Here is a 12948-nt window from a genome sequence, read left to right as displayed (position 1 = left end):
TCACTGCGGCGGGCAGGGTTCGGTTTCTTGGCGGTGGACATGCCGCTGAGGATAGCAGATGGACAAGACGAGACGGTCCGTCTTGACATGGCGGCCCGATATCGGGCCACCGCACCACCGGTCTCCCGGCATGGGCGGACGGGTCAGTCGGGAAGGTCCCGGCGGTCGGAGATGCTGTCGAGCCAGGCGCGGTGCAGGCCGGCGTAGCGGCCCGCCCGCCCGGCGAGCTCGCCCGGTGGGCCGTCCTCGACGATCCTGCCGCCGTCCATCACCAGCACCCGGTCGGCGATCTCGACGGTCGACAGGCGGTGCGCGATGATCAGGGCGGTCCGGTCCGCCAGAATCGTCTGCATCGCCCGCTGCACCAGCCGCTCGCCGGCGACGTCCAGGCTGGACGTCGCCTCGTCGAGGATCAGCACCGCGGGGTCGGCCAGAAACGCCCTGGCGAACGCCACCAACTGCCGCTGCCCGGCCGACAGCCGGCCCCCCTGCTTGCCGACCTGGGTGTCGTACCCCTCGGGAAGCGCCGAGACGAACGCGTCGGCGCCGACCGACCGGGCCGCGGCCACCACGTCGGTCATGCTCGCGCCCGGACGGCCGAACCTGATGTTGTCCGCCACCGAACCGCTGAACAGGAAGTTCTCCTGTGTCACCAGGACGATCGCGGCGTGCCGTGGCTCCTCGCCGAGGTCGCGCAGGTCGATCCCGTCCAGCAGCACCCGCCCCGCCACCGGGTCGTAGAACCTGGCGACCAGTTTCGCCAGCGTGGTCTTGCCCGCCCCGGTGGTGCCGACCAGCGCCACGGTCTGCCCGGCGGGGACCACCAGGTCCAGCCGGGGCAGTACCGGGGTGCCGTCCAGGTAGGAGAACTCCACGTGCTGGAACTCGATCCGGCCGCGCGGGCGCTCCAGGATCACCGGGTCGCCGGGCTCGGCCACCGAGGGGCGCTCCTGCAGTACGCCGGAGAGCTTCTCCAGCGCCGCCCCCGCCGACTGGAACGTGTTATAGAATTGCGAAATCTCCTGCATGGGCTCGTAGAACTGGCGCAGGTAGAGCAGGAACGCGGCCAGCACGCCCACCGTGACCCCGCCCTGGATCGCCAGCATGCCGCCGTAGAGCAGGACCGCCGCGACCGTCACGTTCCCGATCAGCTTGACGCCCGGCGAGAAGACCGCGATCAGCTGCGAGCCCCGCAGGTTGGCGGCCCGGTAGTCGGCGTTCAGCTGGGCGAAGATCGTCTGGTTGCGAGGCTCCCTGCGGAACGCCTGGACCGCGCGCATGCCGGCCATCGACTCCACGAAATGGACGATCACCAGGGCCACGGCCTCCCGGGTCCTGCGGTAGACGATGCTCGACTGCCGCCGGAACCAGTTGGTGAACAGTGCCAGGACCGGCAGCGGCAGCAGCGCGACCACGCCGAGGTGGACGTCCAGGACGAGCAGCAGGACCGCCGTGCCGACCAGCGTCAGCACGGCGGTGACGAGATCGTCGAAGCCCGACTGGAGCATCTCGGAGATGGCGTCGATGTCGGAGGTGAGGCGGGAGACGACCCGGCCCGAGGTGTAGTCGTCGTGAAACGACAGCGACAGCCTCTGGAAGTGGCGGAAGACCCGTCGCCGCAGCTCCAGCAGGATGCTCTGGCCGATGCGTCCGGCCATCCTGAGGAACACCTGCCGGGTCACCAGCTGGATGACCGCCGCGGCCAGGATCGCCGAGACGACGGTCACCAGCGTCCCCGGCCCCGCGCCCGCGACCATCGGCGGGATGCCCGCGTCGATGCCCACCTTGACCAGGTAGGGGATGGCGAGCGAGGCGACGTTGCAGGTCACGATGATCGCGACAAGCAGGGCGATCTTCCTGCGGTACGGGCGCAGCAGCTCACCCAGCAGCCGTCTGGACCTGCTGCGCAGCAGGAACGACACCCGTTCCGACAACTCGTCCTGGTTCTCGGCGGCGACCCCGCGCCACTCCCGGGAGCCGTTCCCGGTCTCTGCCGGGATCTTCGCGGAGGTCTCCGCCGGGGGAGTCGTGCCGCTCACAGCCGCGCCTCCTCCGCGTCGGGGTCGGCGGACAGCAGCGCGCGGTATTCGGGCACGCTCGCCATGAGCTCGTGGTGCCGGCCGACGTGCGCGATCGTGCCGTCCAGCAGCAGGGCCACCCGGTCGGCGAGCAGCACCGTGGAGGCCCGGTGGGCGACGACTATGCCGGTCGCCTCGCGCAGTACGTGCCGCAGCGCCTGCTCGACCAAGGCCTCGGTCTCGACGTCCAGGGCCGACAGGGTGTCGTCCAGCACGAGGATCCTGGGGCGGCTGAGAACCGCCCTGGCCAGTGCGAGCCGCTGGCGCTGGCCGCCGGACAGGGACATGCCCTGCTCGCCGATCCTGGTCTCCAGGCCCCACGGCAGCTCGTACGCGAATCCGGCCTGGGCGATCCGCAGCGCGGCCGCGATCTCCTCCTCGGTCGCGTCGTGCCGCCCCAGCGTGAGGTTCTCCCTGACGCTCATCGAGAACAGCGTCGGCTCCTCGAAGGCGGTGGCGACCAGCGAGCGCAGCTCGGGCAGCGGCAGGTCGCGGACGTCGACGCCGTCGATCGTGATCCGGCCCGTGCTCACGTCGTACAGTCGCGGTACCAGGGAGGTCAGGGTGGTCTTGCCCGACCCCGTCGCGCCCACGACCGCCACCGTCTCCCCCGGTCGCACCTCCAGCCAGACATCGTGAAGCACCGGCTCGGCGGCGCCGGGGAAGCGGAACCCCGTGCCCTCGAAACGCAGGTGTCCGCGGGGCCGCTCGATCACGCGGGTGCCCCCGACGATCTCCGGTTCGGTGTCGAGCACCTCCATCACCCGGTCCGCCGCGGTCATCGCCTCCTGGCCCGTGGTCAGAATGAAGCCGAGCGCCGAGATGGGCCAGACCAGTTGCAGCATCAGGGTGGCGAAGGCCACCAGCGTGCCCAGCGTCAGGGTGCCGGAGCCGACCGCCAGGGCGCCGAGCAGCAGCACGAGCGCGAGGGTGATGTTCGGGATCACCTCAAGAAAGGTGAAGAACCTCGCGGACAGGCGGACCTTCTCCATCGAGGTCCCGTAGATCTTCACCGCTCCCTCCTCGAAGATCCCCGAGACGTGCCGGCCGCGGCCGAACGCCTTGATCGTCCGGATGCCGGCCGCCGACTCCTCGACGACGGTGGCGAGGTCGCCCTGCTCGTCCTGGACCCGGCGGGAGATGAGGATGTACCTGCGCTCGAAGTGCAGCGAGGTGAGCACGATCGGCACCGCGGAGACGACGACCAGCAGCCCGAGCGGCCAGTACATACGGAGCAGCAGCCCGGTCACCGTCACGATCTGGACGGTGACCAGGACGAGGAAGAGCAGGCCGAAGCCGAGAAAACGCCGGATGGCCGACAGGTCGGTCGTCGCCCGGGACAGCAGCTGGCCCGACTGCCAGGAGGCGTGAAAACCCATCGGCAGCCGCTGCAGGTGGCTGTAGAAATCGTCGCGGATGCTGGTCTCCAGGCCCAGGACCGCGTCGGCCAGCAGCCACCGCCGCAGGAAGACGAGCAGCGCCTCGGCCATGCCCAGCCCCAGGGCGAGCAGTGCGAGGGGGAGCAGTGCCTCGCTGTCACCCCGGGCGACGGGGCCGTCGATGATCTCTCTGCCGATCAGCGGGATGGCGATGCCGATCCCGACCGCGGCGAAGGCCGGCACCCAGATGACGAGCAGGCGGGTGGCGTAGGGGCGCAGGTAGGACTTCAACCGCCACAGGGAGCGGGCCCCGCGGAGGCGGGGAAGGGGTGGGGACTGTTGGGTTCGGGACTCTGTGTCCGAAGTATCAGGGGGCATCAACAGGCGGCACGCTCCTCACGGTGCTCACGCCAGGTGATCGCCGCTCGAGGGCATGGCGAACCGGAGGCCCATCCCCGCTCAACCGTTCTCCCGCACCACCGTTCCAGGTGGACGCCCCGTCGGATCACCCTCACCCGCACGGCGCGGGCGACCATTCAGTTTCCGTGCCCGAGTACGGGGTCGGCAATTGATGCGACGGCTCCCATCCTGTAACCGCCAGGTCAGTGAGGCCGATGACCCTGGGCCCTTCCCCGGAGCGCGGCCCGGATCCTGCGGGAGGGCACGAACCGGTATTGACCCTGAACCAGAGGCCGGTCCGCCGCGCTGCCGCGGACCGTGATGGGCCCGGCCCGGCTCAGTGACCCGGGAACCGGGGCAGGCCGAGTTCGGCGAAGACCGGGCGGTGGTCGGTGTCCGGCAGGGGGTGGACGCCGAAGCTGTTGACCGCCATGCGCGAGTCGGCGAGCACATGGTCGATCGTCACACCGGGCAGAGGCTCCCAGCCCTGCTGCGGCCAAGTGGGGATCAGGCCGTTCCCGGTGACGTCGGCCGCGTCGCGGTAGCCGCTGCCGAGCAGGTCGCGTACCAGCCCGTGGTCGAGGGTGGCGTTGAAGTCGCCGGCCAGTACCCGCAGCTGCCCGCCCGCTCTGGGCAGTGCCCGCAGCCCCTCGTCCCAGCACCAGACCTTGTAGTCGTACCTGGGCGCGCAGGGGTGGACCGAGACGACCTCGATCTCGTGGCCGCTCGGATGCCTGATCACCCCCCGTGCCTGCCGGAACCTGCCCAGCGCGATCAGGGGTTTCTCGGTGATGGGATGCCTGGAGTAGATGCCGGAGCCGTGTACCCCGTCGACCGCGCGATCCACCACATGAGGCATGCGCTTGCGCAGGCCGGCCGCCTCCAGGCGCTCGCGTGCGGCGGGGGTGAGCTCCTGGAGGGCCAGCACGTCCGGATCGAGGGAGCGCACGAGATCCATCAGGGCGTCGGTGTCTCCCGCGCCGACGGCCAGGTTCGCGGCGAGCACCCGGAGCCGCTCGTCCGAGGCGGGCTGGTCGCCGTCGGCGAAGTAGCGGGGGAGCACGGCCGTCGCCAGCACCGCGCCGGTGACCAGGGCGAGGGCCGCGGCCGCCCAGCGGCGCAGCCCCAGGGCCAGGAGCAGCGGGATCACCGAGGCCACCGCCGCGTACGGGGTGAAGGCCACCAGGGGGACCCACTGCCACACCGGGGTCCACCCACCGGTCCTGAGCACCGCCCACACCGCGAACGGCAGCACCATCGGCCAGACCAGCAGCAGGCCCACCCATCTCGATCTGATCATGAACCGGGAGCGTAACGGTCTTCTGTGCAGATTCGGTGGAGATCGGAGGCTTTATCCGCGCAGATGCGAGAGGCCGGACCGGCGGTGCCCCATGAGGTTGCAAAGAAAATGAAAGTCATTATCATTCTCTTTTGTCCGGCCTATGGCTAAGGAGGCGTTTTGGGACATCTGCTGATGGTCGAGAGCTGGGTGGGGGCGATGAGCTCCCTTCTTCCCCGGGCGATCCGGGAGGCGGGCCACCGGTTCACCTTCCTCACCCGCGATCTGCACCACTACCTGCGCGCCCCGTCCGGGTTCTTCGCGCACCCCCTGCTCGCGGCCGACAACGTGGTGACCGCGGAGACCAACGACGTCCCGGCTCTGCTGAGTCACGTCGAGCGGCTGCACGAGGTCTTCGGCTTCGACGGAGTGATCTCCTCATGCGACTACTACCTTGCGACGGCCGCCCGGCTCGCCTCCCGCCTGGGGCTGCCCGGAGCCGGGCCGGAAGCCGTGGAACGCGCCTGCCGCAAGGACCTCACCCGGGAGGCGCTGAGGAAGGCCGGGCTGCCGGGACCGGCCTTCGCCGTCACGAGCGGATGGCCGGAGACGGCCTCGCGCGCCGGAGAGATGGGCTATCCGCTGGTGATCAAACCGGTCGACCTGTGCGCCGGGATGTACGTGCGCAGGGTGGACGATCGGGAGCAGCTCCGGGAGGCCTACCTGGCGCTGGAGGGCTTCCCCGTCAACGCGCGCCGGCAGCCGCGGCTGCCCGTCGTCCTGCTTGAGGAGGTCCTGACCGGCCCTGAGATCAGCGTCGAGTCGGTCGCCTTCGAAGGTGAGACCTCCATCGTCGGGATCACCGACAAGAGCCTCACCGGCGAGCCGTGGTTCGTGGAGAGCGGCCACATGTTCCCCGCCGCGCTCGACCCCGACACGGTGCGGTCCGCCGGGGAGGCGGCGCTCGCCGCGCTGGCCGCGGTCGGTCTGGGCCACGGCGTGGCCCACACCGAGCTGAAGCTGACCCCGGACGGCCCGCGGGTGGTCGAGATCAACCCCCGGCCCGCGGGAAACCAGATCACCGAGCTGGTCCGGAGGGTGACAGGTGTCGACATACCGACGGCCTACGCCCAGCTCGCACTGGGCGAGCGACCCCGGCTGGCCCCCGCCGACACCGGGGTACGCAGCGCGGCCATCGCCTTCCTGCTCCCTCCGGGGCCGGGGACGCTCTCCGCGGTTCACGGCATCCGGCGGCTGGCCGAGGCCGGTGACGTCGTCGAATGGCAGGTCAAGGCCCCTGGATTCCTCGCGGGCGAGCCGACGAGCAACAACGGCTACCTCGGCCATGTGATGGTCGCGGACACCGCGGGACTGGGCGCCCGCTCCCGGGCCGAGCGTCTCGTGGCCGGCCTGACCGTGGAATACGCGTGAAACCGGCGGCGGTGAGCGGTCTGGACGAGCTGGTGGCGGACGTGCTGGCGGGCGGCGCGGGCTCCGATCCCGCCCGGCGGCGGATCAGCGCCGGCCTCGTCACCAAGCAGGGGACGCACCACGCCACCCGGGACCGCGGCTACCGCAACCACGTGATCAGCCTCCGGCTGGGCGGGGCGGTGGGGTCCTGCGCGGTGGAGCCGGACGAGATACCCGACGACGCGGTGTACGACTGCGTGGGCCGCGACGTGGCCACGCTGCTGTCGCACCCGCTGGCCGCGGTGCGCGTGGCCGCCCTGGACGCCTACCTGACGCACGAGCACCCCCACGACCCCGCCGACGCCGTGACCGTGCCCGCGGGCTCCTCCCTGGACAAGTCGCTGGCCAGGGCGGCCGCGGTGGTGGACCTCCTCCCCACACCCCCCAGGCGGGTACTGGTGGTCGGCGTGGTCAACTCCCTCCTGCACCGCCTGCGGGAACGCGGCATCCGTTACGTGCCGTGCGACCTCAAGGGCGGCGAGACCGAATGGGGCGAGCCGCACGTGACCGAGGCCGAGGCGGCGCTGGACGGCTGCGACGCCGTGCTGGCCTCGGGCATGACGCTGGGCAACGGGACCTTCGACTCACTGCTGCGCCACGCGCGCGGCACCGGCAAGCCCCTGGTGCTTTTCGCACAGACCGGCAGCGCCGTGCTCCGGCGGTTCGTCGGTGCCGGGGTCACCGCCGTCTCGGCGGAGCCGTACCCGTTCTTCTGGCTGGACGGCGGTCCGACCGTCATCTACCGCTACCGGACGGAGGGGACGAGGTGAACTCCGCACCCGACCTGCTCGCCCTGCTGGGCAACACCCCCGTCACCCGGATCAGAACCCCGCTGCCCCACCCCCACCCAGGTTTCTGGGCGAAGCTCGAAGGGCTCGGCGCGGGCGGCATGAAGGCCAGGGCCGCGGTCTCCATGCTGCTCGGGGCGCGGGCCAGGAACGAGCTCGGGCCGGGGGCGCCGGTGGTGGAGTCCACCAGCGGAACCCTCGGCGTCGGGCTGGCCTTCGCGGGACAGGCCCTCGGCCATCCGGTGGTGCTCGTCGTCGACGCCGAGCTGGAGCCGAGCATGCGGGCCCTGTTGGTCGCGTACGGCGCCCGCCTGGAGACCGTCGACCGGCCACACCCGGTGGGCGGGTGGCAGCAGGCCCGGCTGGACCGGCTCGCTCGGGTCGTGGGCCGGATGCCCGGGGCGTACTGGCCGAACCAATATCACAATCTCGACAACCGCGCCGGATACGCCTCTCTGGCGCGAGAGCTGGTCGGCCAGCTGGGCGTGGCCGACGTACTCGTTTGCAGCGTCGGGACCGGCGGGCACAGCGCGGGCGTGATCTCCGAGCTCCGCCGCCACTGGCCCGGAGTACGGCTCATCGGGGTCGACGCGGTCGGCTCGACGATCTTCGGGCAGCCCGCGCGTCCCCGCCTCATGCGCGGGCTCGGCAGCAGCATCCACCCGCGCAACGTCGCCTACGAGGAGTTCGACGAGGTGCATTGGGTCGGGCCCGCGGAGGCCGCCGACGCCTGTCGCCGCCTCGCCAGGCACGCCTTCGTCACCGGGGGCTGGAGCACGGGGGCGGTCGCGCTCGTCGCGGCCTGGGCCGCGAGGGTGGAGGCGGGCGCCCGCGTGGTGACCGTGTTCCCCGACGGGCCGCACCGCTACCTCGACTCGATCTTCAACGACGACTACCGCCGCGCTCGCGGACTGGCCGGGCACCTGGCGACCCGCCCCCTGGAGATCGCCACCCCGGGGGCCGCCGAGGTGGCGGGCTGGGCGCGCTGCCGTCAGGTCGCCGACCCGCTGTGCGCGGTGGAGGTTCCGGGATGAGACTCGACTGGGAGATCGTCCCGTTGCGGTTGGGCGAGCCCTTCCGGATCGCCCGCTCGGTGATGTCCGCGCGCGACGCCGTCAGGATCGCACTCCACCACGACGGGACGACCGGGTACGGCGAGATCGTGACCAGCGCCTACCTGAGCCTGGACACGCCCCGCGTGGTGGCCGCACTGGAGGGACTGCACACCTGGCCGGACCCGGAGACGCTGCTCGCGGAGCTGCCGGGCCTGTCATGCCCGCCGGGGGTGCTCGCCGGCCTCGACGCCGCCGTGCTGGACCTGGTGGGCAAGCGCGACGGGCTGCCCGTCCACCGGCTCGCAGGGTGTCCCGGCTGGCGGCCGGTGCCCACGGCGTACACGATCGGGATCTGCGAACCGGAGCGGGCGGCCGCGGCCGCGCGCCGCCTGCACGCCCGTGGGTTCACCGTGCTGAAGATCAAGGCCGGGTCGCCCGACCCGGACGACGATGTCGCGCGGGTCGCCGCGGTCAGGGCCGCCGCCCCCGGCGCGCGCCTGCTACTCGACCCGAACGGCGCCTGGAGTGCCGAGCGTGCCGTCGGGCTGCTGGAGCGGATGCCCTACGTGAACGCCGTCGAGCAGCCCATTCCGCCGGGCCGTCCAGACCTGCTCGCCTGGGTTTCCAGGCGATCCCCGATGCCGGTCATCGCCGACGAGGACGCCGGGGGAGTGGCTGAGGTCGAGCGGCTGGCGGGAGCCGTCCAAGGGGTCAACGTCAAGCTCGCCAGGTGCGGCGGCGTGCTGGCCGCGCTCGGCGTCATCGACGCGGCGCGGCGCCACGGTATGGACGTCATGCTGGGCTGCCTGGTGTCCAGCTCGCTCGGCATCGCCCCGGCCGTGCACCTGGCAGGGCACGCCCGCTGGGTCGACCTCGACGGGCACCTGCTGCTGGCCCGAGACCCCTGGACCGGCATCGGCGGTGAGAACGGCGTGCTGAGGCTCTCCGGCCGCCGGGGCCTCGGCGTCAGGCCGGTGACATGAAGGCGTTCCGCTCCTTCCCGCTCTCCGTGCGACTCCTCCTGGTCAACCAGATGGGCGTCAACACTGGTTTCTACCTGCTGGTTCCCTATCTCGCCGGCTACCTCGGCGGAGGCCTCGGGCTGTCGGCCACGGTCGTGGGAGTGGTGCTCGGTGCGCGCAATCTCAGCCAGCAGGGCCTGTTCCTGATCGGCGGGACGGCCTCCGACAGGTTCGGCGCGCGGACGGTCATCATCGCGGGGTGCGCCCTGCGCGCCGCCGGCTTCGGCCTCTTCGCTATCGACGGCTCGCTACCCGTGCTGCTCGGAGCCTCGGTCCTGTCCGGCCTGGCCGGAGCGCTGTTCAACCCGGCCGTACGCTCCTACCTCGCCACCGAGGCGGGCGACCGCCGCGCGGAGGTGTTCTCCCTGTTCAACGTGTTCGCCAACACCGGGGCGCTGCTGGGCCCGTTGCTGGGCGGCGCGCTGCTGCTGGTCGACTTTCGGGTGGCGGCCGTCACCGCCGCGTTGATCTTCGCCGGGCTGACGGTGGCGCAGGCGCTGACTCTCCCGCCGCGAACCGTCCCGCCCGCCGAGGGGTCGGTTCTCGGCGACTGGCGGGAGTGCCTGGCCAACCGCCGGTTCATCGCCTTCACGCTGGCGCTGAGCGGGATGTTCGCGCTGCAGAACCAGCTCTACCTGATCCTGCCGATGCGCGCGGCGGACGTCACCGGCTCCGCCGCCTCCGTGGCGGGGCTGTTCCTGGTGTCCACCGTTGCCACCCTTCTGCTGCAGGTGCGCGTCACCCGGTGGCTGCAGGACCGCCTCAGCCGGAGCGCCGTCATCGCGCTCGGCATGGCGGTGATGGGCGTGGCCTTCCTGGCCCCGCTCCTGCCCGGCCTGATCCCGGTGCTGCTCGCCGCGTTCGGGCTGGCTCTGGGAGTGATGATCGCACAGCCGTTCGTGCTGGAGCTGATCCCCGCCTTTGGCAGGGAGGGCGTCACCGGCACCTACTTCGGGATGTTCTACCTCGCCTCAGGCCTGGTCGCCGCGGCGGGCAACGTCGTCGTCGGCTGGGCGGGCGACACGGCGGGGTGGCTCGCCTGGCCGTTTTGCGCGGCGCTCGGGCTGGGGTCCGCGATCGCGGTACGCCGCGTCGGCGTACCGGAGAGGACGGCGCGGCCGTGAACTTCCTGACCGACAATCCCGAGCTGTACGAGCTGCGGTTCCCTGACCCCGGCCACCTCGCCGCCCGTTTCGCCGACGACCTCGCCCGCCGCTTCGGCGGCGGGACCCGGCTGCTGGACATCGGCTGCGGTACCGGCCGCGACGCGGGCCACCTAGCCCGCAACGGCTACACCGTCACGGGCCTGGACGTCTCCGAGCCGATGCTGGCCCACGCGCGCGGCCGGCACCCGGGAGTGGAGTTCGTCAACGCCGACATGAGGTCGTTCGACCTCGGCCGCCGGTTCGACGTGATCGTCTGCCTGGACAGCGCGCTGCTCTACTGCCACGAGAACGCCGACCTGGCCGCGTTCCTGTCCTGCTGCCGCGCGCACCTGGTGCCGGGCGGGCTGCTCGTCGCCGAGATGCGCAACGGCGCCTTCTTCCTCGGCGACACCGAGTCGCTGGAGGGAAGCACAACCCGGTCGGTTCTCTGGGACGGCGTGCGGTACACCTCTCGGACCAGGTTGTGGATCGACCACGCCGCCCAGCTGCTCCGCCGCCATCGCACCTGGGAGTGGCCGGGACGCTCCGGGCCCCTGCACCAGCGCTCGGCCTGGCGGCTGCTCTTCCCGCGCGAGCTGGAGTACTTCCTCGACGTCGCCGGGTTCGAGGTGCAGGCCATGTTCGACGGGCCGGGGCCGCGCACGGAGCCCCCCTGGACGCCCGGCGCGAAACCCTCGGCCGCGCTGTCCGGCGACCGGCTCCACGTCGTGGCACGGCTGCGAGGCCCGTGCGACCACTCGACCGATGAAAGGACCTTTCCACCATGCACTCCCTGAACCGCCGCGGTTTCCTCGGCACCACCGCCGGGCTGTCCGCGGCCCTGCTCACCGGATGCGGCACCGGCCCCACGCCCGAGGCCGCCGCGGGCGAGCCACGCAAGGGAGGCCGGCTGCGTGTCGCGTTCGCCGGGGGCGGTGCCCAGGAGACTCTGGACCCGCACCTGTCCAACCTGTTCGTCGAGGCCTCGCGCTCCAAGGCGCTGTTCGACAAGCTCGCCGACTACGGCCCCGACCTGTCCATCCGGCCCCGCCTCGCCGAGCGCTGGGAGCCCTCCGCCGACCTCACCAGGTGGCGGGTCACCCTGCGTCAGGCGACCTTCCACAACGGCAGGCCGGTACGCGCCGCCGACGTCCTGTACAGCTACGCCAGGATCGCCGACCCCGCACGTGCCTTCCGCGCCAAGGCCACCCTGGCGGTGATCGACCTGGCCGCCAGCAGGGCCGTCGGCGACCGCACCGTCGAGTTCGCGCTAAGGCAGCCGTTCGCCGAGTTTCCCAACGTGCTGGCCGCCTTCGGCGTGTTCGTCGTCCCGGAGGACACCGAGGACTTCACCGAACCGATCGGATCCGGCCCGTTCACCTTCCGCTCCTTCGAACCGGGCCGCTCCCTGCTGCTGCGGCGCAACGCCGACTACTGGGAGGGCGCGCCGCACGTCGACGAGCTGCGGTACCTGATCGCCAACGAGGAGTCGGCCCGCGTCAACGCCCTGCTCGGCGGGCAGGCCGACTACGCCCACGACATCACCGCGACCACCGCGCGGACCTACCAGGGCGATGACCGCCTGGCCGTGACCCGGCTCGGCAACAGCGGCATGCAGGCCTTCGCCATGAAGCTGGACCGCCCGCCCTTCGACGACCGGGACCTGCGCGAGGCCATGTTCCTGCTGGCCGACAGGGAGCAGCTGGTCCAGACCGTGCTGGCCGGAGCGGGGCAGGTCGGCAACGACCTGTTCGGCAAGGGCTACCAGCACTACGCCGAGGAGATCCCGCAGCGCGCCCGAGACCTGGACAGGGCAAAGTGGCTGGTGGAGAAGGCCGGCGCGAAGGGACTGAAGGTGCGGCTCGACACCTCCGCGGCGGCCGGCGGATTCGTGGAGTCCTCAAGCGTCTTCGCCGACCAGATGCGCCAGGCCGGGCTCGACGTCGAGATCGCCATGGGCGACAAGGACACCTACTGGAGGGACGTCCTCGACGGGGGCACCCTGTGCTGCTTCCGCTCCGGCGCGATGCCCATCGAGTCCCATTTCGCGCAGCGCCTGCTCAGCACGTCCACGACCAACATCACCAAGTGGAGGCGCCCGGAGTTCGACGCGCTCTACGCCAAAGCCGTCTCGCTCGCCGACGAGAAGGCCCGCCGCGACGTCTACGCCGAGATGCAGCGCGCGCAGCACGCCGAGGGCGGCTACCTCGTCTGGGGCTTCGCCGACTGGCTGGTCGCGACCGCGCCGGGGGTGGGCGGTGTCGTCGACGCCCCGGCCAACACCCTCGACTGGGCGCGCTTCGACAAGGTCTGGCTGGCCTGACGTGTCATCC

General features: G+C 71.6%; 10 protein-coding genes. 7 read left to right on the top strand and 3 right to left on the bottom strand.

From position 1 onward, the window contains the following. Positions 1 to 143: 143 nt before the first annotated feature. From ABT061_RS45810 to ABT061_RS45800, 3 genes are all read right to left on the bottom strand, one after another. Positions 144 to 2039 (bottom strand): ABC transporter ATP-binding protein, encoded by a 1896-nt coding sequence (locus tag ABT061_RS45810; protein WP_350929986.1) that lies wholly within the window; start codon positions 2037 to 2039, stop codon positions 144 to 146. Then, positions 2036 to 3748 (bottom strand): ABC transporter ATP-binding protein, encoded by a 1713-nt coding sequence (locus ABT061_RS45805; protein ID WP_350929985.1) that lies wholly within the window; start codon positions 3746 to 3748, stop codon positions 2036 to 2038. Before ABT061_RS45805 ends, ABT061_RS45810 begins: the two co-directional genes overlap by 4 nt. A 445-nt stretch (positions 3749 to 4193) precedes the next feature. Continuing rightward, positions 4194 to 5156 carry an endonuclease/exonuclease/phosphatase family protein gene (locus ABT061_RS45800; RefSeq protein WP_350929984.1) on the bottom strand — a complete coding sequence of 321 codons (963 nt, stop codon included), beginning with the start codon at positions 5154 to 5156 and terminating at the stop codon, positions 4194 to 4196. 159 nt (positions 5157 to 5315) lie between these two features. Between ABT061_RS45800 and ABT061_RS45795 the strand changes: the two genes are divergently transcribed. From ABT061_RS45795 to ABT061_RS45765, 7 genes are read left to right on the top strand one after another with little or no spacing between them, the layout of a single operon-like run. After that, positions 5316 to 6566 (top strand): ATP-grasp domain-containing protein, encoded by a 1251-nt coding sequence (locus tag ABT061_RS45795; RefSeq protein ID WP_350929983.1) that lies wholly within the window; start codon positions 5316 to 5318, stop codon positions 6564 to 6566. Beyond that, the gene (locus ABT061_RS45790; protein WP_350929982.1) at positions 6563 to 7375 is read left to right on the top strand and encodes a Rossmann-like domain-containing protein; all 813 of its coding nucleotides are present in this window, start codon (positions 6563 to 6565) and stop codon (positions 7373 to 7375) included. The genes ABT061_RS45795 and ABT061_RS45790 overlap by 4 nt, the downstream gene beginning before the upstream one ends. Further along, positions 7372 to 8427: a PLP-dependent cysteine synthase family protein gene (locus tag ABT061_RS45785; RefSeq protein ID WP_350929981.1), complete on the top strand. Its 1056-nt coding sequence runs from the start codon at positions 7372 to 7374 to the stop codon at positions 8425 to 8427. The genes ABT061_RS45790 and ABT061_RS45785 overlap by 4 nt, the downstream gene beginning before the upstream one ends. Then, complete coding sequence (locus ABT061_RS45780) at positions 8424 to 9431, top strand: enolase C-terminal domain-like protein (protein WP_350929980.1); 1008 nt, start codon at positions 8424 to 8426, stop codon at positions 9429 to 9431. Before ABT061_RS45785 ends, ABT061_RS45780 begins: the two co-directional genes overlap by 4 nt. Continuing rightward, on the top strand, positions 9428 to 10594 hold the full coding sequence (locus tag ABT061_RS45775; protein WP_350929979.1) for an MFS transporter: 1167 nt from the start codon (positions 9428 to 9430) through the stop codon (positions 10592 to 10594). Before ABT061_RS45780 ends, ABT061_RS45775 begins: the two co-directional genes overlap by 4 nt. After that, positions 10591 to 11412 carry a class I SAM-dependent methyltransferase gene (locus ABT061_RS45770; protein ID WP_350929978.1) on the top strand — a complete coding sequence of 274 codons (822 nt, stop codon included), beginning with the start codon at positions 10591 to 10593 and terminating at the stop codon, positions 11410 to 11412. The genes ABT061_RS45775 and ABT061_RS45770 overlap by 4 nt, the downstream gene beginning before the upstream one ends. After that, complete coding sequence (locus ABT061_RS45765; RefSeq protein WP_350929977.1) at positions 11400 to 12938, top strand: ABC transporter substrate-binding protein; 1539 nt, start codon at positions 11400 to 11402, stop codon at positions 12936 to 12938. Before ABT061_RS45770 ends, ABT061_RS45765 begins: the two co-directional genes overlap by 13 nt. Positions 12939 to 12948 lie beyond the last annotated feature (10 nt).

Origin of the sequence: Streptosporangium sp. NPDC002544, from assembly GCF_040295965.1 — a bacterium.
GTDB lineage: Bacteria > Actinomycetota > Actinomycetes > Streptosporangiales > Streptosporangiaceae > Streptosporangium.
The sequence above is the reverse complement of the archived record's forward strand: the minus strand, read 5'-3'. Positions and strand labels throughout refer to the sequence as shown.

What these genes read in the sequence shown, in the direction of transcription:
- ABT061_RS45800 (WP_350929984.1), bottom strand. Translation starts at nt 5,156, where the DNA reads ATGATCAGATCGAGATGGGTGGGCCTGCTGCTGGTCTGGCCGATGGTG.
- ABT061_RS45780 (WP_350929980.1), top strand. Translation starts at nt 8,424, where the DNA reads ATGAGACTCGACTGGGAGATCGTCCCGTTGCGGTTGGGCGAGCCCTTC.
- ABT061_RS45775 (WP_350929979.1), top strand. Translation starts at nt 9,428, where the DNA reads ATGAAGGCGTTCCGCTCCTTCCCGCTCTCCGTGCGACTCCTCCTGGTC.
- ABT061_RS45765 (WP_350929977.1), top strand. Translation starts at nt 11,400, where the DNA reads ATGCACTCCCTGAACCGCCGCGGTTTCCTCGGCACCACCGCCGGGCTG.